We start from the raw sequence: 25,406 nt of genomic DNA on the forward strand, positions 1-25,406 counted from the left end.
CTCGCGATGACGGCGATAAAGGCACTACACCTCTCAAGACCTATCCTGATGCCTCGGCCAACTCAAGCTGAAACAAGCCCCACCCAGGCTTTTGCTCTTGCCGACCAATGCCCGACCGTCATGCCAGTGGATGATCCGCCGCACGATCGACAGCCCCAAGCCATGACCGCCCGAAGCCCGGGCACGGCTGTCGTCCAGGCGCAGGAAGGGCTTGAACACCCGCTCCCACGCCGCCTCCGGCACGCCGGGTCCGTCATCCTCGACATCCACGCGACAACGCAACTGACCCACCTGGTAGCTGACAGTCACCCGAGAACTGGCATGACGCATGGCATTGCCCACCAGATTCTGCAGGGCACGATGCAGGAATCGCGGCTCGGCCTCGACCCAAGCACCGTCGCAGTCGGCGGCCGACAGGCATAGACCGCGCTCGACCGTGATCCCCGCCCGCAACGGCCCCAGCTCATCGATCACCTGATTGACCAGCGCATCCAGGTCCACCCGCTGGAAATTCAGGGCCGGCGAGCCCTGCTCCAGCCGCGCGTAGGTGAGCATTTCATCCACCAGCCGGTCCAGGTCCTCGATGTCGTGGTCCATGCCCGCCAAGTATTTGTCCCGGGCCTGGGGTGTGGAGGCACTGCCGAGCATTTCCAGGCCGAAGCGCAGGCGCGCCACCGGGGTGCGCAATTCGTGGGACACCGCCCGCACCAGCTCACGCTGGATCGCCAACAGCTGTTGCAAATGCTCGGCCATGCCGTTGAACGCCGCGGCCAGACGCCCTACCGAGTCGGCCCCCCGGGCCGGTACCCGGGTTTCCAGGCTGCCTTGGGCGATTTGCGTAGCGGCCGACTCCAGGCCACGCAAACGTCGCTCCAACTGGCGCACCAACAGGTAGACGATCAACCCGATCAGGCTCAGCCCCAGCGCCGCGATCAGCACCAACCATTGCGGCGGATAGGGGTTCATCTGGTACAGCGGGCCGATCTCCAGCACCCACGGTGTGCCGACCATGCCGGCGAACACCCGGATCGAGTCACCGCCCTTGCCCAGCGCCATCACCGTGTCGCCCTCGGACACCCGGCGGCGCTGGTCTTCGTCCATGTCCGCCTGCTCGGCGGTCATCAGTCGCAAATCGAAACCGAAGCCTTTTTCCTCCTTTAGTTGTGCAAGTCTTTCGGGTTGCTCATTCACCGGATAACGCACCAGCTCGTCGACCAGCAGATAAATGGTCGCCCGGGCCAGTTGCTCGCTGATCTGTTGGACTTCCCCCGCCAGCATCAGCTGTTCGCCATCGCTGACCAGCCGATAGACCTTCGCCGCATGGGGCCCGGTCTGCTCCACCAACGCCTGGCCGCGCAACACGCGAGTGCGCTGGCTGAGGTCCAGGTCGGTCTGGGAGAACGTCTGCAAGGCCAGGGGAATGCCCAGCAGACGCTCCCACACCGCTAATGCCCGCCGGCGCTCGGTATCGTTCATGGGCCGCAGGTTGTCGGCCATCAACGAGAACGTGCCGTGGGCCAGGCGCTCGCGGTATTGCTCGCTGCGGGTCTGGTTGAGCAGCTGCAGGGCCAGCACGCCAAGGACCGCCACCAGCACCAGGGCCGCACACATGCCGCCATAAATGCGCAGGAAGATCGAGTTCACGGCGCGGCGTCTACACAAGCTTCAGGAACGAACAGGTAGCCTTTGCTGCGGATGGTCTTGATCAGCCGTGGATGGTCCGGGTCATCACCGATTTTGGGACGGATGCGTGAGATGCGCACGTCGATGGAGCGGTCCTGGCCGTCATAGCCGATGCCGCGCAAGGCAGTGAAGATTTCTTCCCGGGACAGGATGCGCCCGGCATTGGCCACCAGCAGCCACAGCAAGTCGAATTCGGCGCTGGTCAGCTCGATGCCATTGCCCTGCAGCCAGGCTTCGCGCAAGGCGTTGTCCACCACCAACGGACCGAACTCCAGGCGCCGCTGCTTTTGCGGCGCGGACGATTCGGGCTCGCTGCGCCGCAGCAGGGCCTGGATGCGCGCCAGGAGCAAACGCGGGCGAACCGGCTTGCAGACGTAATCGTCGGCGCCCAGGTCCAGGCCCTGGATCTGATCGGTGTCGTCGGTGCGGGCGGTGAGCATCAGGATCGGCCCGTCGAAATGCTCGCGCACCTTGCGGCAGATGCTCAGGCCATCTTCGCCAGGCAGCATCAGGTCGAGAATGACCAGATCCGGCTGCTCGGCAATGATCCGCGCCGCCGCCACGGCGCCATTGCCCTCGAGGGTGACACGCAGCCCGTTGCTCTCGAGGTATTCCCGGGTCAGCTCGGCCAGACGCTGGTCATCTTCGACGATCAATACCTGCCAGGCTTCTTGTTCCACTGGGGGACCTCTTACGCTGAGAACCTAATAAGGAAAGGTATGCTGCCACTATCACTGACAAGGCACGAATCCTGTGGGAGCGAGCTTGCTCGCGATAGCGGTGTACCAGTCAGAGTCGATGTTGAATAGGCCGCCGTCATCGCGAGCAGGCTCGCTCCCACAGATTGTGGTTCTGCATTGCCCCCCCTCTTTCTGTCATATCAAAGGAGGATAAACATGCCCGTGCGCCCGCCGATTGTATAAACGTCGCCCCCCTGGAAAACAAGCGGACAAATGCGTTCGGTCGGGTGGATTTTGTGTGGTAACGTCCGCGCCGCAAAAAACCTTCTGGCAGTTTTCGGATCCTCGAAACCGATGAAAAAAGGTCCGCTCCAGCTAGGTCGCGGCCTACAGCGTCGTTCCACGTTTCGCACACAAATTACGCACAGGCTTATCCACAGGTAGTACGTTGCAATCACCCCCCAAAACGCATTATCTTGTAGCCCGCCGCGTAAAAAACCCTACATGTAGGGTTTTCGGCCAAAAACCAAACACAAGTTGGACAGAGAATTCAAGCGTTTTTCGTGCTTCTGTTCACCTGAAATACCGCATTTCCAAAAGCCCAGACCGCCCCTGCGGATGGCAACTGTTTCAAGGTCGAAAACGACCAAAACGGTACGGGTGTTGCAGTCTATTGCTGCCACTCCAGAACTTCGGATGGAAGCGGTATTAAACGCCTGCTTCCCACTGTCCCGAAGTTGTTATGCCCGGCTCCAGCCGGTTGTAGTGCTTCAGGACGGAACGGTGGGCACCGTAATGGCGCCCAAACAAACATAGAGAACGTGGAGACACCCATGCACACCGACACAACTCGCGAGAACCCGCAGGGTAACGCGCCGCTGGCCGCCGATTCGAGCCCGGATCTGTCCGCCACCGCGCCGGGCCAACTGCGTGTGATCAAGCGTAACGGCACTGTCGTTCCTTACACCGATGACAAGATCACCGTCGCCATCACCAAAGCGTTTCTCGCAGTTGAAGGCGGCACCGCTGCCGCTTCGTCGCGAATCCACGACACCGTGGCCCGCCTGACCGAACAGGTCACCGCGACCTTCAAGCGTCGCATGCCCTCGGGCGGCACCATCCACATCGAAGAAATCCAGGACCAGGTCGAACTGGCCCTGATGCGTGCCGGCGAGCAGAAAGTGGCCCGCGACTACGTGATCTACCGTGACTCCCGCGCCAAGGAACGCGCCATCCGCACCCCGGCCGACGCACCGGTTCAAGCGCACCCGTCGATCCGCATCGCCCGCGCCGACGGCAGCCTGGCACCGCTGGACATGGGCCGCCTGAACACCATCGTCACCGAGGCCTGCGAAGGCCTGGAAGAAGTCGACGGCGACCTGATCCAGCGCGAAACCCTGAAGAACCTCTATGACGGCGTCGCCCTCAAGGACGTCAACACGGCGCTGGTGATGACCGCGCGGACCCTGGTGGAACGCGAGCCGAACTACTCCTTCGTCACCGCCCGACTGCTGATGGACACCCTGCGTGCCGAAGGCCTGAGTTTCCTGGAAGTCGCCGAGAGCGCGACCCACCACGAAATGGTCGACCTGTACGCCAAGGCGTTGCCGGCCTACATCGCCAAGGGTATCGAATACGAATTGCTGAACCCGGTCCTGGCCTCCTTCGACCTGGAAAAACTCGGCAAGGCGATCAACCACGAGCGCGACCAGCAGTTCACCTACCTGGGCCTGCAAACCCTGTACGACCGTTACTTCATCCACAAGGACGGTATCCGCTTCGAACTGCCGCAGATTTTCTTCATGCGCGTGGCCATGGGCCTGGCAATCGAAGAGAAGCAACGCGAAGACCGCGCCATCGAGTTCTACAACCTGTTGTCGTCCTTCGACTACATGGCGTCGACCCCGACCCTGTTCAACGCCGGTACCCTGCGTCCACAGCTGTCGAGCTGCTACCTGACCACCGTACCGGACGACCTGTCGGGCATCTACGGCGCGATCCACGACAACGCCATGCTGTCGAAATTCGCCGGCGGCCTGGGTAACGACTGGACCCCGGTTCGCGCGCTGGGCTCGTACATCAAGGGCACCAACGGCAAATCCCAAGGCGTCGTGCCGTTCCTCAAAGTGGTCAACGACACCGCGGTCGCGGTCAACCAGGGCGGCAAGCGCAAAGGCGCGGTCTGCGCCTACCTGGAAACCTGGCACATGGACATCGAAGAGTTCATCGAGCTGCGCAAGAACACCGGTGATGATCGTCGTCGTACCCACGACATGAACACCGCCAACTGGATCCCTGACCTGTTCATGAAGCGTGTCTTCGACGACGGCAAGTGGACCCTGTTCTCGCCGTCCGAAGTGCCAGACCTGCACGACCTGACCGGCAAGGCTTTCGAAGAGCGCTACGAGTACTACGAAGCCCTGACCGAGTACAACAAGATCAAGCTGTTCAAAGTCGTCCAGGCCAAAGACCTGTGGCGCAAGATGCTGTCGATGCTGTTCGAGACCGGCCACCCATGGCTGACCTTCAAGGACCCGTGCAACCTGCGCAGCCCGCAGCAGCACGTGGGCGTGGTCCACAGCTCCAACCTGTGCACCGAGATCACCTTGAACACCAACAAGGACGAGATCGCGGTCTGCAACCTGGGCTCGATCAACCTGCCGAATCACATCACCGACGGCAAGCTGGACACCGCCAAGCTGCAACGCACCGTGAACACCGCCGTGCGCATGCTCGACAACGTGATCGACATCAACTACTACTCGGTGCCACAGGCGAAGAACTCCAACTTCAAGCACCGTCCGGTCGGCCTGGGCATCATGGGCTTCCAGGACGCGCTGTACCTGCAGCACATCCCGTACGGTTCCGATGCTGCCGTCGAGTTCGCCGACAAGTCCATGGAAGCGGTCAGCTACTACGCGATCCAGGCTTCCTGCGACCTGGCCGACGAGCGCGGCGCCTACGAGACGTTCCAGGGTTCGCTGTGGTCCAAAGGCGTCCTGCCGCTGGATTCGCAACAGATCCTGATCGCCCAGCGCGGCCAGAAGTACATCGACGTTGACCTGAACGAATCCCTGGACTGGGCACCGGTTCGCGCCCGTGTGCAGAAAGGCATCCGTAACTCCAACATCATGGCCATCGCACCGACCGCCACCATCGCCAACATCACTGGCGTGTCGCAGTCGATCGAACCGACCTACCAGAACCTGTATGTGAAATCGAACCTGTCGGGCGAATTCACCGTGATCAACCCGTACCTGGTTCGCGACCTCAAGGCTCGCGGCCTGTGGGACTCGGTCATGATCAACGACCTGAAGTACTACGACGGTTCGGTGCAGCAGATCGAGCGCATCCCGCAAGAGCTCAAGGAGCTCTACGCCACCGCGTTCGAAGTGGACACCAAGTGGATCGTCGACGCCGCCAGCCGTCGCCAGAAGTGGATCGACCAGGCTCAGTCGCTGAACCTGTACATCGCCGGCGCCTCGGGCAAGAAGCTGGACGTGACCTACCGCATGGCCTGGTACCGTGGTCTGAAAACCACCTACTACCTCCGTGCCCTGGCCGCCACCAGCACCGAGAAGTCGACCATCAACACCGGCAAGCTGAACGCTGTTTCCAGCGGCGGCAACCACGGTGACGACTCGGTCCTGGCGGCTCCAGCAGGACCTGCGCCAGTGCCAAAGGCCTGCGCGATCGACGAGCCAGATTGCGAAGCTTGCCAATAAGCTGAGTGGGTGGGCGTGTAAAGACGCCTGCTGAAGAAGCCCCCGATAGACCGCTGGTTTATCGGGGGTTTTCTTTTGGGTGGAAAAACTGGACAGCCCTCATCGCGAGCAAGCTCGCACATACTGTGACCTGCATGCACATGATCGTTCCCATGCTTTGCGTGGGAATGCATCCCGTGACGCTCTGCGTCACCTTTCAGAAGCGGAACGCGGAGCGTCCCTGGTGGCATTCCCACGCGGGAGCGTGGGAACGATCGACCTGCGTGCACATGTCCCTGCTCGCGGTGAGGCGACTGACAACACCCATGTACAAAAAAGCCCCTCCTGCGAGGGGCTCCTGGTACCGCGTCAAGCAACCGTCGACATCAGGTCATCTGAATGATGGTCTGCATGATGGTGCTCTGGGTGGAGATGGTCTTGGCGTTCGCCTGGTAGTTGCTCTGGGCCTTGATCAGCTCGACCAGTTCGTTGGTCAGGTTGACGTTGGACTCTTCCAGGGAGTTGGAGACGATCGAACCCAGGGTGCCGGTTTCCGGGGCATCGTAGCCCGGGATGCCCGAGGCGAAGGTTTCTTTCCAACCGGTGCCGCCTACCGGCTGCAGACCTTGCTCGTTGGTGAAGCTGGCGAGTGCGAGCTGGCCGATCGGCTTGGTCTGGTTGTTGCTGAAGTTGGCCAGCAAGACACCGCTGCCATCGATGGTCAGGTTGGTGATCTGGCCGGTGGCGTAACCGTTCTGGGCTGGAATCGAGCGCGCGGTGTCAGCGTTGTACTGGGTGGTGCTGCCCATGGAGATCGTGATGGTTGGCGCGCTCGCGGCGCCGTTGGCGGCCCATACGCCGTTGGTCACGGTGCCGGGAACCCAACCGGTCAGTACCAGATCACTATTGACCGTCGCTGGCGGAGTGGTGACCGTGGTCAACCTGCCGCTCGAATCGAAGTTCATGGTCGAAGGGACCGGCGCAGTTGCACCCGTCGTAGTCGGCAAGGAGCCATTGAGGTTACGACCATCGATCAGCGTATAGACATTCCACGTGTTGCCGGCAGTCTTGACCATGTACTGGTCCATGGAATGCTGGTTACCCTGGGTGTCGTAGACCGGGGTGGTAAATTGCTTGGTGAAGGTGGCCGTATCCGTCGGGTTGAACGCCGCAGTGATCGCCGTCGCCGTCGAGTTCAGGTTGATCGTCGACGAAATCAGGCTGGTAGCACTTGGCGGCAGGTTCGAAGTGTCGATGCGCAGGTCGGTCAGGATCCCGTTCTGGATCTTGCCGTTGGCGTCCACACCATAACCTTGCAGACGCGCAGTGCCGTCGCTGTTGGTGATGAAACCTTCCTTGTCGGTCTTGAAGGTACCGGCACGGGTATAGCTCAGGGAGCCGTCGTTGCTCAGGACAAAGAAGCCCTGCCCTTGGATGCCCATGTCCAGCACGTTGCCGGTGTTGTTGACGTCACCCTGGCCGAACTGCTGGGAAACGTTGGCCAGGCGCACGCCGTTGCCGACGGTCTTGCTGCCCGAACCCAGCTTGGTGGCCGAGTAGACGTCTTCGAATTCCGCGCGGGACGATTTGAAACCGGTGGTCGCCACGTTGGCGATGTTGTTGCCGGTCACGTCCAGCTGTTTGTTGGCTGCATAGAGACCGCTAAGGCCGATATTGAAAGACATATTGCACTCCTTTTGCCGGGTTAGTCGGCTCTACATACCAATAGTTTGTACTTTGGACAGGGCGATGCTGCCCAGCCCGGCGAGGTTGAGCATCAGCTCACCCCCTGTCTGGCTGATCGTCACACTGCTGACCGTGGCCGGCAGGTTGGTGATCAGAGACGTCGCCTTGCCGTCGATGGTGGTCGAGGCGGCGAATGTGTAAGTGCCCGATTCGACCGTCGCGCCCGCATCGTTCTTGCCGTCCCAGATAAAAGCGGAATTGCCGGCGTTCTGGCTGCCCAGGTCGATGGTGCGGACGGTCTTGCCGTCCTTGTCCACGATCTTGACCGCGACGGAGGACACCGATGTCGGTACCACCACCGTGCCGTTGAGGCTCTTGGAGGTATCGACCACGGCTTTGTCGCCTGGGGCGATGACCGAGCGACCGACCAGCGACGAGGCCTGCAAGGCCTGGGACGAGTTGTAGTTGCCGGCGATACCGCTGACTGTCTCGTTGAGGGTGGTGATACCTTCCAGGCTGCTGAACTGCGCCAATTGGGCCACGAACTCACCGTTGTCCTGGGGCTCCAGCGGGTTCTGGTTCTTCAGCTGGGTAACGAGCAGTTGCAGGAACGCATCCTTGCCCAGCTCCTTCTTGCCGGTCGCCGCACCTGTCATTGACCCGAGGGTATCGGAGGTGTTGTTGGTCTTGACCGAGGAATTGGCGAGGATCTCGTTGAGGCTCAAGCCGCTGGTGGTGTTGGTAACGCTCATGTGACTCGCCCCTTATCACTGACCGAGGGTCAGGACCTTCTGCATCATGGTTTTGGCGGTGTTCATCATTTCGGCGTTGGTCTGGAACGAACGACTGGCGGAAATCATGTCGGCCATTTCTTCGACGACGTTGACGTTCGGGTAGTAGACGTAGCCCTTGGCGTCAGCGGCCGGATGGTTCGGCTCGTAACGTGCCTCGAGGTTGCTCTGGTCTTCGACCACGCCGAGCACCTGCACACCCTGGCCGGCGGCGTCCTGGTTCTGGAACAGCGAGTCGCTGCCGCCAGACTGGCCGCCCTGGTACATGGTGGCGAATACCGGGTGACGGGCACGGTAGGTCTGGTCGATGCTCGACGAAACGGTCTCGGCGTTGGCGATGTTACTGGCGACGGTGTTCAGGCGAGTGGTCTGGGCACTCATGGCACTGCCGGCGATGTTAAATACGCTCGCGATCGACATGACTTACTCTCCACGCAGGGCCGATACCAGCCCTTTGAATTTGCTGTTGAGCAGGGTGAAGCTGGCCTGGAAGTTCACGGAGTTTTCCGCGTAGTTGGACTGTTCCAGTTGAGCGTCCACGGTGTTCTGGTCGATCGAAGGTTGCATCGGCGTGCGGTACATCAGCGATTCGTCGCCATTGCCCAGGCCTTCGGCTTCGATATGACGGCTGTTGGTCATGTTCAAGGCGAAGTGGCCGTTCTTGGTCTTCTCGTTCTGCTCGGCGAGCACTTTAGAGAAATCCAGGTCCCGAGCCTTATAGTTCGGGGTGTCGGCGTTGGCGATGTTGTTGGCCAGGACTTCGGCACGCTGGGCGCGGAAGCTCAGGGCCTGTTCGTGGATACCGAGCGCTTTATCGAAGCTGATGCTCATGTCGGAAACCTTTGGGTGACCAGAATTTACGTACGATGAACTTAGCAAGCGTCGTGCCACTTTCAAAAACCCCATAAACCGGGGCTTTGCGGGCATCGGCAAAGCGGCAATGCCAGAAAAGCGGCAATCGGCTTCCGCTGGCTGCCGCTTTTCTGCCGCTTTCATCCAGGCAACAGAGGTCAAAAATGTGGGAGCGAGCTTGCTCGCGATAGCGGTGTGTCAGTCAACATTGATGTCGCCTGCCAAACTGCTATCGCGAGCAAGCTCGCTCCCACAGGGATAAGGGTGATAGGGAGGAAATTAGCGGGCATAAAAAAACGGGAGCCCCTGGGGACTCCCGTTTTTTGACAACCCCTGCGAATCACTTCGCCTGGTAAATGATCCCCGGACTGCACTGGACCATCTGATAATGATCCGGCAAACCGTTCAACGCTTCGGAGGCGCCGAGGAACAGGTAGCCGCCGGGCTTGAGGGTGCTGTGGATACGCAGCAGGATGTCTTTCTTCACCTCAGCGGAAAAGTAGATCAGCACGTTGCGGCAGAACACGATGTCGAACTTGCCCAGGCTGGCGTAGCTGTCCAGCAGGTTGAACGAGCGAAACTCCACCCGGCTCTTGATCGGTGCCTTGACCACCCACTTGCCCGGCCCTTTCGGGTCGAAGTAGCGTTGCAGGCGGTCCGGCGACAAACCACGGCCGATGGCCAGGCTGTCGTACTCGCCAGTCTTGCAGTTATTGAGCATGGTCCCGGACAGGTCGGTGGCGACGATCTGCACGCCGCCTTTCAACTGGCCCAGGTTGGAGCGCTCGAACTCGTCGATGGTCATCGACAGCGAATAGGGTTCCTGCCCCGACGAGCAGGCCGCCGACCAGATCCGCAGGCGTTGACCCGGGCTGGCCTTGATGGCCGCCGGCAACACCCTGTTCTTCAACACCTCGAATGGATAGGTGTCACGAAACCACAAGGTTTCGTTAGTGGTCATGGCGTCCACCACCATCTCGCGCAAACCGCTGCGCGGCTGGGTCTGGATACGCTGCACCAGTTCACCCAACGATTTAAGGCCCTGTTGCTCCATCAACTTGTTGAGACGGCTCGACACCAGGTATTGCTTGTTCTCACCAAGCAAAATGCCACAGGCTTTTTCCAGGAAGACCCGGAACTGTTCGAAATCCAAATTACCCGTAGACAAAATACCGCCTCTTTCATTGTGTTGGCTTGCCGGGCGCACAGCGCGCCCAACCTTTATTCTGCTGCCTTGATCCGATCGACTACCCGGGAAGCCAGGTCATCGGGCCGGAACTTGGCCAGGAAATCGTCGGCACCGACTTTCTTGACCATCGCCTGGTTGAACACCCCGGACAACGAGGTATGCAAGATGATATGCAACTTTTGCATACGCGGGTCGTTGCGGATTTCCGAAGTCAGGGTGTACCCGTCCATCTCCGGCATCTCGATGTCGGAGATCATCATCAGGAACTCCTCTTCCGGCTTCTTGCCTTCATCGACCAACGCACGCAGGTAATCCAATGCCTGCCGTCCATCGTTCAGTGCTACCACTTCAACGCCGATCGTTTGTAGACACCGGGTGACCTGCTTACGTGCCACCGAAGAATCATCGACGGTCAGTACCCGCAGCGAAATCGCCTTGTGCTGGGTTTCGGCATCCACCACACCCAAGGAAATAGTCTCCGTGGTCGGCGCCACCTCGGCGAGGATTTTTTCCACGTCGATGATTTCCACCAACTGGTTATCAACCCGAGTCACCGCCGTCAGGTAGTGATCGCGGCCGGTGCCCTTGGGCGGTGGATGAATCTCTTCCCAGTTCATGTTGACGATGCGTTCCACCGAGCGAACCAGGAAACCCTGGGTCTTGGTGTTGTACTCGGTGATGATCACGAACGGATTGCTCTGGTCCAGCAGCCGGCCGGAACCGGTCGCCATGGCCAGGTCGAGAATCGGGATGGTCGCGCCCCGGATATTCGCTACACCGCACACGACGGGATTGGACTTGGGCATTAGGGTCAGCTTAGGACATTGCAGCACCTCGCGGACCTTGAATACGTTAATTCCATACAATTGCTGCCCATCGAGACGGAACAGCAACAGCTCCAGGCGATTCTGACCAACCAGCTGTGTACGCTGGTTTACCGAGTCCATTACTCCCGCCATGCCCTGACTCCTACCTAACGCTAATGTGTCCGACGCGCATTCATCACTAAACGGCACGGGGCTTGCTATTCAACCGGCATGAACGCACAAACGACATTTTCTCGACGCCTGATCACTCGCTGCCGCCATTGGCTCGGTGCACTGTTGGCTGCCTGCCTGTTCGCTTCGGGCGGTCCTGCCCATGCTGATGTTCCGGTTACCTTGCCTGATCTCCTTATCGGCGTCACTCAGGGCTTTCTTGAATTCACCGTAGAAGACTATCTGGCCACCAGTCAAACCGAAGGTCGCTACGAAATCGAAGTCAATCAACTCGATCCGCGCCTACGCATGCCAATGTGCGACAAGGAATTGACTGCATCACTGGAGAGCCCGGCCAGGCCCCTGGGCCGGGTCACAGTGAAGGTTCGTTGCGACAGCGCCGCGCCCTGGACGGTGTTCGTACCCGCTCAAGTGCGCCTGTTCCGCGAAATTGTCACCACCACCCGTCCGCTCAAGCGGGCCGGAATTGTCGAGCCTCAAGACGTGATGCTGCGTGAACGGGACATCAGCCAGATCACCCAGGGTTTCCTGACCTCCGTCGATCAGGCGATCGGTCAGAAACTTGTCCGACCAATGGTCGCCGATCAGGTCATTACCCTGGTGCACCTGGAACAGGCCGAAGTGATCCGCAAAGGCGATCAGGTGGTCATCACCGCCCGCAGCGGGACCCTGGCCGTGCGGATGCCGGGCGAAGCCCTGTCCAAAGGCGGCATGCGTGAACAGATTCGGGTAAAAAACCTCAATTCCCAACGGGTTATCAAGGCGCAGGTAATAGCACCTGGCCAAGTGGAAGTGGCTATGTAGCGATCGGGTAGAAATGGGTAGAGAGCTGGCGCTTGACCCGGGTGTTCCCTAGACTGTGCCTTACGCAAAGGCAAGCGCAGACGTGCGCACGTTCATTGAATAAATGAGCCTAAAGTTTTTTTGGGAATGGCCGAAAACATGGCAAGCGTCCAAATACCCAGAGGTTTTTTACCATGGTCATCGATTTCAATCGTTTAAACAGCTCTTCACCGTTGACAGGCACTACGCGCACCAAGGCCAGCCAGGAAACTACCGAAGCCGGCAAGTCCGTACCGGCCGAACAGGCCAGCACTGTCAGCAACGGGGAGTCGGTACACCTCAGCAATGAGGCTCAGCAGTTGCAGAAGGTCACTGACAAGCTGCGCGATCAACCTGTCGTCGACAACGCCCGCGTGGCCGAGTTGAAAGCAGCAATCGCCGATGGCAGCTATAAAGTCGACAGCAACCGCGTAGCCAGCAAACTGCTCAACTTCGAAGCCCAGCGCTAGGCCGCCGCCAGCGCCAGGCTTTTGGACGCTAAGACCCAAGGCCAGCCATGCACGACACTAATTTACTGCAACTGATTACCGACGACTTTGCTCCAGCACAACAATTGCTGGAGTTATTGCAGGCCGAGTCACTGGCGCTGCACGGTCGCGACATGCCGCTGCTGGAAACCATTCTGGCGCAGAAACAGGCATTGATCATTTTGCTCGATCAGCATGGCCGCAAGCGCAGCGAGATCCTCGCCAGCCTCAACTTGCCTACCAATAATAGCGGCCTTGAACAACTGGCCAGCCAATCATCGATTGGCGATCAGCTGTTGTCCCAGAGCCAAGTGCTCAATGACCTACTGGCCCAGTGCCAGGCCGCCAACGCGCGCAATGGCCAATCGATCCAGACCCAGCAGGCCGCGACCGCCAACCAGTTGCGCATCCTCAATGGCGGCGAAATCCCGACGCTTTATGACGCCAGCGGCTCGACCGCCCGGATGGTCAAGCATCGCCCGCTCAGCCAGGCATGAAACCCACTATGCTTGCGCTCTATCAACGCGCGCCACATGCTGGCAAAATGCTGGCTATTTGTAGTCGTATTTTGCCTGGAGATTGACCCACCGTGTTCAATGACTCAAACGCGGATGATGCTCCGCAGCCACCCATGGTCCTCACCACGCCCCTGGAAATCGCCGGCAACCTGCGGATGCTGCAAGATAGCCACGACCCGCTGATCATTACCTTCCACGAACGCACCCAGCGCTTCCAGAGCTATTTGGTGGACGTCGATCGTGAGAGCAACGCCATCGCCCTGGACGAAATGATCCCACGGGACGGTGAACGCTTCCTGTTGGCGGGCGAGCCGTTTCGTGTCGAGGGTTTTCATGACGGTGTACGCATTGCATGGGAAGGCAATGGTCCGCTGACCATCAATGAATCCAAAGACGGTCGCAGCTATCGCGGCGCCATGCCCGACGAAGTGGTTTACCACCAACGCCGCAACGCCTTCCGCGCCGCCCTGAAACTGGCGCAACTGGTGGACGTCGAACTGGCTGGCGACAAGCTCAAGTCACCGGTAAACGGCAAGCTGCTGGATATTTCCGCCACCGGTTGCAAGCTGCGCTTTGAAGGCGACATTACTGCGCGCCTGCAACTGGGCCAGGTCTACGAGCGCTTCATCGCGGGCTTGCCCTTTGGCAACATGACCGCGCCGGTAGAACTGCGTTACCTGCACTTCGAAGAAAGGATCAACACCACCTTCGCCGGTGTGCGCTTCCACAATATCAGTGGCCTGGTGCAGCGCCAGGTTGAGCGCTTCGTCTATCAGTTGCAGCGCGAAGCCCGGCGTTTCGATAAAGACGACCTCTGATCTTCTTCACACCATGAAAAAACGGGCAGTCCCTTGCGGTGACTGCCCGTTTTTTTATGCCCGCTTCAAGGCCTGGCCTGGGTAAAACTGGGCGCCTGCGGCTCATCGGTTGCAGCTGCAGCTGCAGCTTCGGTATCGGTTTCACTGGCCGGCTCCGCAACCGGCGCAGGCTCGACGTCCGGCGTGGCCGGTGCCTGCATCTGTTCCTGCACCACCTGCTCATCCACCCGCGGATCGAGGCACGCCACCAGCGGCGAACTCGACATGCTGTCCGGCATCGCCACGTGATGCAGCGGTGCGTCATCGACCTGATGCAGATTGGTCACCGCTTTCGGCCGGATCCGCCACACCAGCACCAACGCGAAGAAGGCGAAAAAGCCGTACAGCATCTGACTGCCGAACATCTTCATCAGCACCCCGGCCACCAGCGGCCCGATACTGGCGCCCACGCCGTAGGTCACCAGCAGCATCGCCGTCAGTGACACCCGGCGATCACCCTCGACGTGGTCGTTGGAAAATGCCACCGCCAGCGGGTAAAGACAGAACTGCACCAGCGAGCAGAAAAAACCCGCGACGAACAGGACTTCCAGTGGCACCTTCGACAGGATCGCCAACGGCAGCGCACAGACCGCCAGACACAATGCAAAGCAGCGGATCAGCATCGCCCGGTCATAACGGTCGGACAGCCAGCCCAGCGGCCACTGCACCAGCAACCCTGCGAAGATGCAGCTACCCATGAACAGACCGACCTGCTCGGTCGACAGGCCCTGCTGAGAGGCGTACAGCGGTGCCAAGCCATAGAACGAGCCAACGATCAGCCCGGAGCCCAGCACCGTACTCAACGACTGCGGCACACGCTTGATAAAGAAGCGCGGCTCCATCGGCGCCGGATGCAGCGCCGACGGGTGAATCCGCCGGGTCAACGCCACTGGCACCAGGCACAGGGCAAAACACAGCGCCACCAGCATCAGCAGCTCCAGGCCAAGGGCCGGGTGCATGACCAGAATCAGTTGCCCCAGCACCAGCCCCAGGTACGAAGCGATCATGTAGCCGCTGAACACCGTCCCGCGCTGCTTGGCATCGGCCTGCTCGTTGAGCCAGCTCTCGATGACCATGTACTGGCACATCATGCCCAGGCCGACAATCATCCGCAGCACGATCCACGCCGGCAGCCAGTTCACCAGGCCATGACCCAGCACCGCCGCACCGACGATCCCGGCGCAGGCCGAATAGGCGCGGATATGCCCGACCCGGGCAATCAGCCGATGGCCGATCTTGCCGCCCAGCACCAGGCCGAAATAGTTGGCGGCCATCAGCGCACCGACCCACAGGCTGTCCACGTGGTCGGCGGCCAGACGCAAGGCGAGGTAAGTACTCAAGAGGCCGGAGCCGATCAACATCATCAGCGAGGCGAAATAAAGCGCTCGAAAAGGTTTCCAGATTTGGCGCATCGGCGTTCCGAGCGGCTCCTTGAGGTAAGTAAGGGCTATCGTTGACGATAGCCCTAATGCAACGGTTCGTTATGCCTGGGCCGCTAGAACACGCCGTTCCCAGGGCGTGATTTCATCAAAGAAGCTGGTCAGTTCCAGGGTCTTCGAGGCGATGTAGCCTTCGATGAACTCCGTCCCGAACAGTTCCTTCGCCAAATGACTACGCTTCAGACGCTCCAGGGCAGCATGCAAGGTACATGGCAGCGACAGATTGTCCGGCACTTCGAATTCGCCCTGGATCGCGGCGCTCGGTTCCAGCCGGTGTTCAATGCCATAAAGGCCGGCTGCCAGGCTGGCGGCAATCGCCAGGTAAGGGTTGGCATCGGCCCCCGGCAAACGGTTCTCGACCCGACGAGCCACCGGCGAACTGGCGGGAATGCGCAAGCCGGCCGAGCGATTGTCATGGGACCAACAGGCATTGTTCGGTGACGCAAACGGATGACACAGGCGCTGGTAGGAGTTCACGTTCGGCGCAAACAGCGCCGTAAAATCCGCCATGCCAGCCTGTTGCCCGCCGATGAAGTGCCTAAAGGCCGCAGTCGGTTCGCCCGCCGCATCGCTGAACACGTTGCGACCGCTGTCCAGCTCGACGACGCTTTGGTGGATATGCATCGAACTGCCCGGCGTATGGGCCAAGGGCTTGGCCATGCAGACCACGGTCAGGCCATGCTTGAGCGCCACTTCCTTGAGCAGGTGCTTGAACAGAAATGTCTGGTCAGCCAACAACAAGGGGTCGCCGTGAAGCAGATTGATCTCGAACTGGCTAACGCCCATTTCATGCATGAACGTGTCACGAGGCAAGCCCAGCGCCGCCATGCATGCATAGACCTCACTGAAAAACGGGCGCAGGCCATTGTTGGAGCTGATGCTGAACGCCGAATGGCCGTCTTCGCGCCGTCCATCCAGGCCCACCGGCGGCTGGAATGGCTGGGTCGGGTCCGGGTTGGGCGCGAACACGAAGAACTCCAGTTCGGTGGCCACCACCGGCGCCAGGCCAAGGGCGGCATAGCGAGCGATAACGGTCTTGAGCTGGCCGCGCGTGGAAAGCCGGGAGCTTTCACCGGTCAGCTCATCAGCATCGCAGATCGCCAGGGCACGCGGTTGTTGGCTCCAGGGCAGGCGGTGGATCTGGTTCGGGTCGGCCATCAGTGCCAGGTCACCGTCGTCGCTGCCGTAGAAACGTGAGGGCGGATATCCCCCCATGATGCATTGCAGCAACACCCCTCGCGCCATCTGCAACCGCCGACCTTCGAGGAAACCCTCGGCCGTCATCACCTTACCGCGCGGCACACCATTCAAATCCGGCGTAACGCATTCAATCTCATCAATGCCCGTCAGTCGCTGCGCGAGTGAACGCTGGCCATCGGTCGTCATGACGCAATCCTTGTTATGTGCGAGCCGCGAACGGCAACCCGTACAAAATAGGCTTCGGCTGTTCGGAATATCAAGCACCCGGAGGCAATTAAAACCTTATGCGGTACGACTGTGGAAGCGAGCTTGCTCGCGATAGCGGTATATCAGTCAACTCAATATTGGCTGAGCTGACGCTAATCGCGAGCAAGCTCGCTCCCACAGCGGGGGTTGTGTTGATAGGGATACTCAATGGAGGGCATGTTCAGGGCAGGTAAAGCCGGAACACGCCCCCGCCCAGCACTCCACCATTGGCGATCTCGGTACGCCCGCATAAACCGCCGCGCTGATGCAGCCCGGCGATCCGCGCCGCGAAGTACAAGCCCAGCCCGGTGCTACCGCTGCTGTGATTGATGCCCTGCACATATTCGGCCTGACGCTCGATCATCTCGGGCGGGTACCCTTCGCCGTCATCATTGATGGTCAGCACCAGTTGCCCGGCCTCATCGCTCACACTGATCAGCAACGTTTGGCGCGCATGGCGAATCGCATTGTTGATGCTGTTGTCGAGCACCGAGGCAATCAGCTCACGATCGAAAAAGCCCAAGGGACTGAGCGGGTCGACTTCGTAGGTGGCCATGATCCCGCGACTGCGAAACACCTCCTGATGGCCGGCCAGTTGCGCCTCGATGAAGTCATCCAGCTCATGGTAGGCCGGATGCAACGGCAGCTGGTTGACCCCCAGTTTGTACAGCCCCAGCAATTGCACCAGCAAGCCGTTGAGGTGGGCGAACTCGAACTCCATGACGCCCTGCTCCGAGCTCTGCCGCTCGGGATCGGGCAAACGCTCGAGCCATTGCGTATGTGCCTGCATGAGCAAGGTCAGGGAATTCTTCATGTCGTGCACGGTAGAGGCGATCACCGTGGAAAAATCGAGTGCCTGTTCGCTGTCATTCATCGCCAAATGCCTTGCTTCGTAGTTTCTGATAACGCGCAAAACGCGCATCGGTATCGGGCATCATGCCCACCAGTTTCAGGCAGGCGCGACATTCCTGCAGCAGTTCCGACTCCACGCTGGTATCGGTGCCATGCAGCAAGGATTGCGCCATGTTCAGGGCAATACTGATGTTCTTCGGTTGCATCTTCAGGGCGCGGCGGAACAGGTCCCGCGCCTGCGGCAAGTCGCCGGTCTTGTAGACGCGCACGCCGTCGCGATTCAGTTCGGCGGCGGCATTGCCTTGATTGAGGATGTTCGGATCATCGGTCAGCTTGGCGATGCCTTGCATCACCGTCGGGTCGTCGCCGTAGATTTCCGCGCAGTTCTTGAGCATCGATTCGCCGGCACTGGCCTGACCGAGCATTTGCAGCTGCTTGGCCACCAGCAACGCCGCTTCGGCGCTCATGAACTGCTCCATGCCGTCAAGGCGCTGCATGGCCTGTTCAGTGAGCTTTTCGGCGGTTTCGGCGTCATTGAGCAGCAGGCTCGTAGCCTTCATCAGCCGCGCCCGCACCTGTAGGCCCGGGTCGTTGAGGTTTTCTTTCGCCACGGCGCTGAGGGTCGTATTGATCTCCAGCCGGGTGCGGGTATCCAGGCCTTTCTCACTGCCCTTGCTGATCAACGCATGGGCCAGGCCGAGGTTGCTTTCCGGATCCTTGAAGCGCGACTGCGCGCCCTGCCCGACCGCCTGGCGATAGGCCTTGGATGCCGTTTCATAATCCTCGTTGGTCATCGCCAGTTTGCCCAACAGCGATTGCCGACGCACCGCCAGGGGCGACAGGCGCACGGCTTCTTCCAACACGTGCTGCGCCTGCTTCGTGTCACCTTCGGCCACCAACACTTCGGCCATGCCGTCGTACAACGCGGGCATCATCGGAAATACTTTCAAGGCCTTTTCATAAACCGCCTTGGCTTGCCCCACCTGCCCGCGCTTGAACATCAACTTGCCCAGGCCCACATAGGCCCACGGCAACGGTCGGTCGGCCAGAATGGTGTTGTACAGGCGCTCCAGGGCTTCGTTCTGATTCAGGTCGCGCAACGCATCGGCCCGATAACGCAGACACAACGGCCCGTAGCGCGGGTCCTCCTTGCACAGGGCGATACAGGCATTGAGCACTTCCATCGGCTTGCCCCGATCAAGGGCTTGCAGGATCGGCTTGAGCAAAGTCTTGCGCTGCTCGAGTCGCTCCAGCCGCTGAGCCAGGCCGGAGCGGTTGAACGGTTTGGTCAGGTACGCATCGGGTTCGTGCTCCAGGGCACTGAGCACCATTGCCTGGCTGCTTTCCGCCGTCACCATGAGAAACACACTTTCATGGCTGATCAGCTTCTCGACCATCAGGTCTTCCAGCACCTGCTGGCCGTTCTTGCGGCCATCGCCCAGGTGATAATCCTGCAAAATGAAGTCATAGCGCTTCTGCGAGCACATGCGCAGCGCCACTTCACCGGTATCAGCGGTGTCCACATCCTTGACGCCCAGCTCACGCAACATGGACCGAACGGAGCTGCGGAAATCCGAGAAATCATCGACGATCAGAAAACTTTTTTGGTGGTACGCCAGCATCGAGGATGTCCAGGCAAGTAAGAAGATAACCCAATGGCAAAACAACAAAACGCCGTGTCACAGCCCGTAGGGCGCGCAGATGATAGCCACCAGCCATTCCCGATCAAGGGTTTTCCAAACCTCTTGCCCTGGCTGTGTCGTGGCGCACATTGCGAGCCATTCCTGCGCGCCGAAACGCCGGAGAAAACAGGGCTCATCAGGGTATCGGCCGCAAATGGCGTTCCGTTAAGCACAGAGTATGGAAGAGATTGGGCAGGGCTGGCGTCAGGAAATATGGTGTCCCAGGGCAGGTTCGAACTGCCAACCTTCCCCTTAGGAGGGGGATGCTCTATCCAATTGAGCTACTGAGACACAAAGCGACCACGAGAACCGTGGTGCGAAGGACGGCGTGCATGTTAACGGTCGGCCCTGCGTTTGTCATGTCGTCCATGGCTTTTTAAGTGTAGGCAAATGGTTCAACTCGCCCGTATCACAGGCCGATAAGACCGCGCATCCGACTGCCACTCATCTATCTTTGGCGAGCTCGCGCTAGTAAATCGGCCAATTGCCACTATCCTATACAAACCAAGGACGCAAACGCCTTTGCCCTGTTCCGGCTATCCGCCGGACGGTATGGCACATAGACACGATGCGATGGTCACAAATGCCGGACCTGTTGATTTTTTCCAACCAGTCCGCATTTTTTGATGAAGGGTACTGGCATAACGCCTTTACCCGGATCAATATTTGTCACAGAATTGGCGCCAATGATCTGGCAATTTTGAGGCATGATGCGGGCCTCTTAACAATTCAGGTTGAACATTTGGCCAAGGGGCTTGTCCTATCGACATCCCGCGGCCAATCCCGAGAACCGCTCCCCTGAACTAACCGGTTAAATAAATATGCGCCCAATGACAAAGGCAGTTTATTCCAGCCGTACGGCTGACAAGTTCGTCGTACGTTTGCCAGACGGAATGCGGGAACGCATTGCCGAGGTGGCTCGCACTCATCACCGCAGCATGAACTCTGAAATCATCGCGCGCCTTGAGCAAAGCCTTATTCAAGAAGGCGCGCTGGGTGAAGAGCTCAGCATGCGCCTGGACAGCCCGGAGCTGTCGATGCACGAGCGCGAGCTGCTGCAACGCTTCCGACAACTCTCCCATCGCCAGCAGAACGCTCTTGTTTCGCTGATTGCCCATGATGTAGAAATGGCCGCAGACGCGTCCTGATCGCACCCAAGATCTTAAAGCCAGCCTTGTGCTGGCTTTTTTTTTGCCCGGGGTTTGGTCCTCGAACTGTGTTTTCGAACACCCATAAAAAAAGCCCGCCAGATAGGCGGGCCTTTTTGATCAGCGATTCAGAGCAGGAAAATCGTCGCCAGCCCCAGGAAAATAAAGAACCCGCCGCTGTCGGTCACGGCAGTGATCATCACACTGGCGCCCATGGCAGGGTCACGCCCCATGCGGGCCAGGGTCATGGGAATCAGTACCCCCATCAACGCCGCCAACAGCAAGTTGAGTGTCATCGCGGCGGTCATGACCACCCCCAGTGACCAGCTGCCATAGAGCAGATAAGCCACCACACCAATCACACCACCCCAAATCACGCCATTGATCAAGGATACAGCCAGCTCCTTGCGCATCAGTCGCGATGTGTTGCCGGTACTGACCTGGTCCAGCGCCATGGCACGGACGATCATGGTGATGGTCTGGTTGCCGGAGTTACCGCCAATCCCGGCGACGATAGGCATCAGCGCCGCGAGTGCCACCAGCTTCTCGATAGAACCCTCGAACAGGCCGATGACCCGAGAGGCGACGAAAGCCGTAATCAGATTGATCGCCAGCCAGGCCCAACGGTTACGCAGGGATTTCCAGACCGAGGCGAAGATATCTTCTTCTTCGCGCAAACCGGCCATGTTGAGGACTTCGCTTTCGCTTTCCTCACGAATCAGGTCAACCATTTCATCGATGGTCAGACGGCCGATCAGCTTGCCGTTCTTGTCGACCACCGGAGCGGAAATCAAGTCATAACGTTCGAACGCCTGGGCCGCATCATAAGCGTCTTCGTCCGGGTGAAAGCTCACCGGATCGCTGGCCATGACCTCGGCCACTTGCTTTTCCGGATCGTTGACGAGCAAACGCTTGATGGGCAGCACGCCTTTCAGCACGCCGTCGTAATCGACTACAAAGAGTTTGTCGGTGTGGCCCGGCAGCTCCTTGAGACGACGCAGGTAACGCAATACCACTTCAAGACTGACATCCTCGCGGATCGTCACCATCTCGAAGTCCATCAGCGCACCGACCTGCTCCTCGTCATAGGACAACGCCGAGCGCACACGCTCGCGTTGCTGGCCATCGAGGGTTTCCATCAGTTCGTGGACGACGTCCCGCGGCAGTTCGGGCGCCAGGTCGGCGAGCTCGTCGGCGTCCATTTCCTTGGCCGCTGCCAACAGCTCATGATCATCCATGTCGGCGATCAGGGTTTCACGAACCGAGTCGGACACTTCGAGCAGGATGTCACCGTCGCGGTCGGCCTTGACCAACTGCCAGACCGTCAGGCGCTCTTCCAGTGGCAAGGCTTCAAGAATGTAGGCGACGTCGGCGGAGTGCAGATCATCGAGCTTGCGTTGCAACTCGACGAGGTTCTGCCGATGAACCAGGTTCTCGACCCGGTCTTGATGCGCGCCTTCCTGGCGATGCGTCAGGTCTTCAACGACCCGCTGCCGATGCAGCAGCTCAACGACTTGAGCGAGACGGTCCTGAAGGCTTTCCTGCGTTTTTTTTACTTCTACTTGGGTCATAGGCGAACTCCACTCCCAGCAGTGGAGCACGCCGGAAGGATCAATCAGTTAATTCATGATTGGCAAAGCGAAATTTTGAGTAACTACTGGGTAAGTCCATGGATATATTCCAAAGCCCCGGCGGGGCTGACGGGCGCAATGATACACCGCTTGAAGCTTTAAAACGTTAAAAAATCACGGCAAGAACAAGCGCTTGCGAGACAAACCTGAACGCAGGCTGAACCTGTGTCTTTACGACGACTTATCCTGAAAAGAAAACACACGCCTCGGCAAAAATGTAGCGGCTAGCCTTCTCCCCTTCATCGTCAAGGAGGACGCCCGCATGTCTGTCAGCCATTATCTGTTTTTACTCGCCCTCCTGCCCTGCCAGCCCTTGTGGGCCGCCGGGCAGACCGTGCATCGCTGTGAAAATCACGCAGGGCACGTGACATTCACGACGTTGAGCTGTGCACCGGGAGAGGATCTGTCGCTTCAGGAAATCCATCCCTTCAACGTGGGCACAACCGAGCCAAAGACCCATTCAATGCTGCCCGAAGCGGAGTTTCGGCAAACATCCAGCAACAAAACCACACGCAAGGAACCGACTGTGGTCGGCCAGCTCGAAGACCGCTGCGGGAATCTGATCAGTGCCAGGCAACGCCGCGAGGCGATCATGAGCAAGCGAGTCGTCACCGGCATGAGCCAGCAGGACGTAGAGAGCGCCCTGGGTAAGCCAGACTCAATCAAGACCCGGAATTCGAGCACTCGATATACCTACAAGGCGAAGAAAGGCCGCAGCGCCGAGATCGTGTTTGATGAAAGAGGGTGTGTAAAAGGCAAATCGTAGACAGCAAAAAGCCCGCGTTAAACGCGGGCTTTTTGGTGTTTGGTGCACTCGACAGGATTCGAACCTGTGACCGCTCGGTTCGTAGCCGAGTACTCTATCCAGCTGAGCTACGAGTGCAAGTTGTGGTTTTATACCAGATCACAACTGGTTGAAGCCAAGTTATTTGCATTGCTGCAAGCAACTCTTAAATGGTGCACTCGACAGGATTCGAACCTGTGACCGCTCGGTTCGTAGCCGAGTACTCTATCCAGCTGAGCTACGAGTGCATTTGTTGCCGCGCATTATAGGTCGTCAAATCCTTTTGTAAAGCGCTTTATTCTGTAAATTCAATCACTTACTGAACAAGCCGGGTTTTGACGCACTAAACGAATAATGGCGGAGAACGGGGGATTCGAACCCCCGACACCCTTTTGAGGTGTACTCCCTTAGCAGGGGAGCGCCTTCGGCCACTCGGCCAGCTCTCCGCAACACGGGGCGTATATTAACCACCTTCATCCCCGTTTGCAAACATAAAAATCGATAAAAATTAATGGCTTGGTTCGTCGTCCTTCTCTTTCTTGATACGCAGGTAAATTTCCTCCCGGTGCACAGCGACCTCTTTCGGGGCGTTGACGCCAATACGCACTTGGTTTCCTTTGACGCCAAGCACGGTCACGGTGATTTCGCCATCACCGATAATCAGGCTTTCTGCGCACCGACGAGTCAGAATCAGCATACCTTTCTCCTCACGCGATTCACTTAAGGGACAACAGTCTGCAAAAAAAAGGCATTGGACCGACAACCGAAACGGTCGCAGCCTACAGGCCTAGTATTGACCAGCGCGGGCAAAAGAACAGTTTTGGAACGCGCCATTCAAAAAAACAAAGGGCGCGGTATGACCGCGCCCTCAAGGCAACGCCTTATTCGCCCTGGCGGGCAGCAGCGTCGAGTTCGAAAGCCGTATGCAGGGCGCGCACGGCCAGCTCCAGGTATTTCTCTTCGATCACCACGGAAACCTTGATTTCCGAGGTGGAGATCATCTGGATGTTGATGCTTTCCTTGGCCAGGGATTCAAACATGCGGCTGGCCACGCCTGCGTGAGAGCGCATGCCGACACCGACGATCGAAACCTTGGCAATCTTGGTATCACCCACCACTTCCCGTGCACCGATCTCGCCAGCCGTCTTCTTCAATACAGCTTCGGCGGCCTGGTAGTCGTTGCGGTGTACGGTGAAGGTGAAGTCGGTGGTGTTATCGTGCGCGACGTTCTGCACGATCATGTCGACTTCGATGTTCGCGGCACTGATCGGGCCGAGAATCTTGAACGCCACGCCGGGGGTGTCTGGCACGCCACGGATGGTCAGCTTGGCTTCATCGCGGTTGAAAGCGATGCCGGAAATGATCGGCTGTTCCATGGATTCCTCTTCATCAATAGTAATGAGGGTGCCCGGACCCTCTTTGAAGCTGTGCAGAACGCGCAGCGGAACGTTGTACTTGCCAGCGAATTCAACCGCCCGGATCTGCAACACCTTCGAGCCGAGACTGGCCATTTCCAGCATCTCTTCGAACGTGATCTTGTCCAGGCGCTGAGCCACAGGTACCACCCGTGGGTCGGTGGTGTAGACACCATCCACGTCGGTGTAGATCTGGCATTCATCAGCCTTGAGGGCCGCTGCCAGCGCCACGCCAGTGGTGTCGGAGCCGCCACGGCCAAGGGTGGTGATGTTGCCGTGCTCGTCCACGCCCTGGAAACCGGCGACCACTACAACGCGACCGGCCTTCAGGTCGCCGCGAATCTTCTGATCGTCGATCTGCAGAATACGCGCTTTGTTGTGCGCGCTGTCTGTCAGGATACGAACCTGATTACCGGTGTAGGACACCGCCGGCACGCCGCGCTTGATCAACGCCATGGCCAGCAAGGCAATGGTCACCTGCTCGCCGGTGGAAACGATCACGTCCAGTTCACGAGGAACCGGTTGCTGGTCGCCGCTGATTTGCTTGGCCAGATCGATCAGACGGTTGGTCTCGCCGCTCATTGCCGACAGCACAACCACCAGGTCATCGCCCGCTTCACGGAATTTCTTAACCTTGTCGGCGACCTGTTCGATTCTCTCGACAGTGCCGACCGAGGTGCCTCCAAATTTCTGTACGATCAAAGCCATTTCAAAGCCGCCTCTGCCCATGAAGGGCGCCCA

22 protein-coding genes and 4 tRNA genes are annotated in these 25,406 nt (G+C 59.1%); 7 read left to right on the forward strand and 19 right to left on the reverse strand.

Features of this window, described 5'->3' with window-relative positions:
* Positions 1–33 precede the first annotated feature (33 nt).
* Positions 34–1,644, reverse strand: coding sequence for an ATP-binding protein (locus LOY70_RS22690; RefSeq protein ID WP_123346272.1), 1,611 nt, complete (start codon positions 1,642–1,644; stop codon positions 34–36).
* Positions 1,641–2,363 (reverse strand): response regulator, encoded by a 723-nt coding sequence (locus tag LOY70_RS22695; RefSeq protein ID WP_123346274.1) that lies wholly within the window; start codon positions 2,361–2,363, stop codon positions 1,641–1,643. Before LOY70_RS22695 ends, LOY70_RS22690 begins: the two co-directional genes overlap by 4 nt.
* Positions 2,364–3,196: 833 nt before the next feature.
* On the opposite strand from LOY70_RS22695, the gene LOY70_RS22700 reads away from it, so the two are divergent.
* Positions 3,197–6,088, forward strand: a complete 2,892-nt coding sequence (locus LOY70_RS22700; protein ID WP_123346276.1) for a ribonucleoside-diphosphate reductase subunit alpha — start codon at positions 3,197–3,199, stop codon at positions 6,086–6,088.
* 365 nt (positions 6,089–6,453) lie between these two features.
* Here the strand turns inward: LOY70_RS22700 and flgE are convergent, their stop codons facing one another.
* From flgE to LOY70_RS22730, 6 genes are all read right to left on the reverse strand, one after another.
* Complete coding sequence (gene flgE / locus LOY70_RS22705; protein ID WP_265029398.1) at positions 6,454–7,752, reverse strand: flagellar hook protein FlgE; 1,299 nt, start codon at positions 7,750–7,752, stop codon at positions 6,454–6,456.
* 30 nt (positions 7,753–7,782) lie between these two features.
* Entirely contained in the window at positions 7,783–8,505 is a 723-nt protein-coding gene (gene flgD / locus LOY70_RS22710; RefSeq protein ID WP_265029399.1) for a flagellar hook assembly protein FlgD, read from the reverse strand.
* Positions 8,506–8,520: 15 nt separating this feature from the next.
* On the reverse strand, positions 8,521–8,964 hold the full coding sequence (gene flgC / locus LOY70_RS22715; protein WP_025215084.1) for a flagellar basal body rod protein FlgC: 444 nt from the start codon (positions 8,962–8,964) through the stop codon (positions 8,521–8,523).
* A gap of 3 nt (positions 8,965–8,967) precedes the next feature.
* Positions 8,968–9,375: a flagellar basal body rod protein FlgB gene (gene flgB, locus LOY70_RS22720; protein WP_003204732.1), complete on the reverse strand. Its 408-nt coding sequence runs from the start codon at positions 9,373–9,375 to the stop codon at positions 8,968–8,970.
* 361 nt (positions 9,376–9,736) lie between these two features.
* Positions 9,737–10,564, reverse strand: coding sequence for a protein-glutamate O-methyltransferase CheR (gene cheR, locus LOY70_RS22725; RefSeq protein WP_265029400.1), 828 nt, complete (start codon positions 10,562–10,564; stop codon positions 9,737–9,739).
* Positions 10,565–10,617: 53 nt separating this feature from the next.
* Positions 10,618–11,544: a chemotaxis protein CheV gene (locus tag LOY70_RS22730; RefSeq protein ID WP_123346292.1), complete on the reverse strand. Its 927-nt coding sequence runs from the start codon at positions 11,542–11,544 to the stop codon at positions 10,618–10,620.
* A gap of 78 nt (positions 11,545–11,622) precedes the next feature.
* Between LOY70_RS22730 and flgA the strand changes: the two genes are divergently transcribed.
* The 4 genes from flgA (at position 11,623) to LOY70_RS22750 (ending at position 14,229) form a co-directional block, all read left to right on the forward strand.
* Complete coding sequence (gene flgA / locus LOY70_RS22735) at positions 11,623–12,387, forward strand: flagellar basal body P-ring formation chaperone FlgA (protein ID WP_123346294.1); 765 nt, start codon at positions 11,623–11,625, stop codon at positions 12,385–12,387.
* Positions 12,388–12,560: 173 nt separating this feature from the next.
* The gene (gene flgM / locus LOY70_RS22740; protein WP_265029401.1) at positions 12,561–12,875 is read left to right on the forward strand and encodes a flagellar biosynthesis anti-sigma factor FlgM; all 315 of its coding nucleotides are present in this window, start codon (positions 12,561–12,563) and stop codon (positions 12,873–12,875) included.
* Positions 12,876–12,922: 47 nt separating this feature from the next.
* The gene (locus LOY70_RS22745) at positions 12,923–13,390 is read left to right on the forward strand and encodes a flagella synthesis protein FlgN (RefSeq protein ID WP_265029402.1); all 468 of its coding nucleotides are present in this window, start codon (positions 12,923–12,925) and stop codon (positions 13,388–13,390) included.
* A gap of 92 nt (positions 13,391–13,482) precedes the next feature.
* Positions 13,483–14,229, forward strand: a complete 747-nt coding sequence (locus LOY70_RS22750) for a flagellar brake protein (RefSeq protein ID WP_265029403.1) — start codon at positions 13,483–13,485, stop codon at positions 14,227–14,229.
* A 65-nt stretch (positions 14,230–14,294) separates the two neighbouring features.
* Here LOY70_RS22750 and LOY70_RS22755 read toward each other — a convergent pair whose 3' ends face one another.
* From LOY70_RS22755 to LOY70_RS22775, 5 genes are all read right to left on the reverse strand, one after another.
* Complete coding sequence (locus LOY70_RS22755; protein WP_265029404.1) at positions 14,295–15,680, reverse strand: MFS transporter; 1,386 nt, start codon at positions 15,678–15,680, stop codon at positions 14,295–14,297.
* 69 nt (positions 15,681–15,749) lie between these two features.
* Positions 15,750–16,991, reverse strand: a complete 1,242-nt coding sequence (locus tag LOY70_RS22760; protein ID WP_265038155.1) for a glutamine synthetase family protein — start codon at positions 16,989–16,991, stop codon at positions 15,750–15,752.
* 343 nt (positions 16,992–17,334) lie between these two features.
* Positions 17,335–18,027, reverse strand: coding sequence for a sensor histidine kinase (locus tag LOY70_RS22765; RefSeq protein WP_123415777.1), 693 nt, complete (start codon positions 18,025–18,027; stop codon positions 17,335–17,337).
* Positions 18,020–19,627, reverse strand: a complete 1,608-nt coding sequence (locus LOY70_RS22770) for a tetratricopeptide repeat-containing response regulator (RefSeq protein ID WP_265029405.1) — start codon at positions 19,625–19,627, stop codon at positions 18,020–18,022. Before LOY70_RS22770 ends, LOY70_RS22765 begins: the two co-directional genes overlap by 8 nt.
* Before the next feature lie 274 nt (positions 19,628–19,901).
* Positions 19,902–19,978 (reverse strand) — tRNA-Arg (locus LOY70_RS22775).
* 530 nt (positions 19,979–20,508) lie between these two features.
* Between LOY70_RS22775 and LOY70_RS22780 the strand changes: the two genes are divergently transcribed.
* Complete coding sequence (locus LOY70_RS22780; protein WP_123346336.1) at positions 20,509–20,835, forward strand: Arc family DNA-binding protein; 327 nt, start codon at positions 20,509–20,511, stop codon at positions 20,833–20,835.
* A 128-nt stretch (positions 20,836–20,963) separates the two neighbouring features.
* Here the strand turns inward: LOY70_RS22780 and mgtE are convergent, their stop codons facing one another.
* On the reverse strand, positions 20,964–22,406 hold the full coding sequence (gene mgtE / locus LOY70_RS22785) for a magnesium transporter (RefSeq protein ID WP_025215096.1): 1,443 nt from the start codon (positions 22,404–22,406) through the stop codon (positions 20,964–20,966).
* A gap of 322 nt (positions 22,407–22,728) precedes the next feature.
* On the opposite strand from mgtE, the gene LOY70_RS22790 reads away from it, so the two are divergent.
* Positions 22,729–23,232, forward strand: coding sequence for a cell envelope protein SmpA (locus LOY70_RS22790; RefSeq protein ID WP_265029406.1), 504 nt, complete (start codon positions 22,729–22,731; stop codon positions 23,230–23,232).
* 40 nt (positions 23,233–23,272) lie between these two features.
* On the opposite strand, the gene LOY70_RS22795 is transcribed toward LOY70_RS22790, so the two are convergent.
* The 5 genes from LOY70_RS22795 to LOY70_RS22815 all read right to left on the reverse strand — a co-directional run bounded on the left by LOY70_RS22795 (position 23,273) and on the right by LOY70_RS22815 (position 25,373).
* Positions 23,273–23,349, reverse strand: a tRNA-Arg gene (locus LOY70_RS22795).
* A 72-nt stretch (positions 23,350–23,421) separates the two neighbouring features.
* Positions 23,422–23,498 (reverse strand) — tRNA-Arg (locus tag LOY70_RS22800).
* A gap of 107 nt (positions 23,499–23,605) precedes the next feature.
* Positions 23,606–23,696, reverse strand: a tRNA-Ser gene (locus tag LOY70_RS22805).
* Positions 23,697–23,758: 62 nt separating this feature from the next.
* Positions 23,759–23,947, reverse strand: coding sequence for a carbon storage regulator CsrA (gene csrA / locus LOY70_RS22810; RefSeq protein WP_003178872.1), 189 nt, complete (start codon positions 23,945–23,947; stop codon positions 23,759–23,761).
* 184 nt (positions 23,948–24,131) lie between these two features.
* Positions 24,132–25,373 (reverse strand): aspartate kinase, encoded by a 1,242-nt coding sequence (locus LOY70_RS22815; protein ID WP_025215098.1) that lies wholly within the window; start codon positions 25,371–25,373, stop codon positions 24,132–24,134.
* Positions 25,374–25,406 lie beyond the last annotated feature (33 nt).

It is taken from the genome of Pseudomonas sp. B21-054 (assembly GCF_026016345.1).
Classification (GTDB): Bacteria; Pseudomonadota; Gammaproteobacteria; order Pseudomonadales; family Pseudomonadaceae; genus Aquipseudomonas.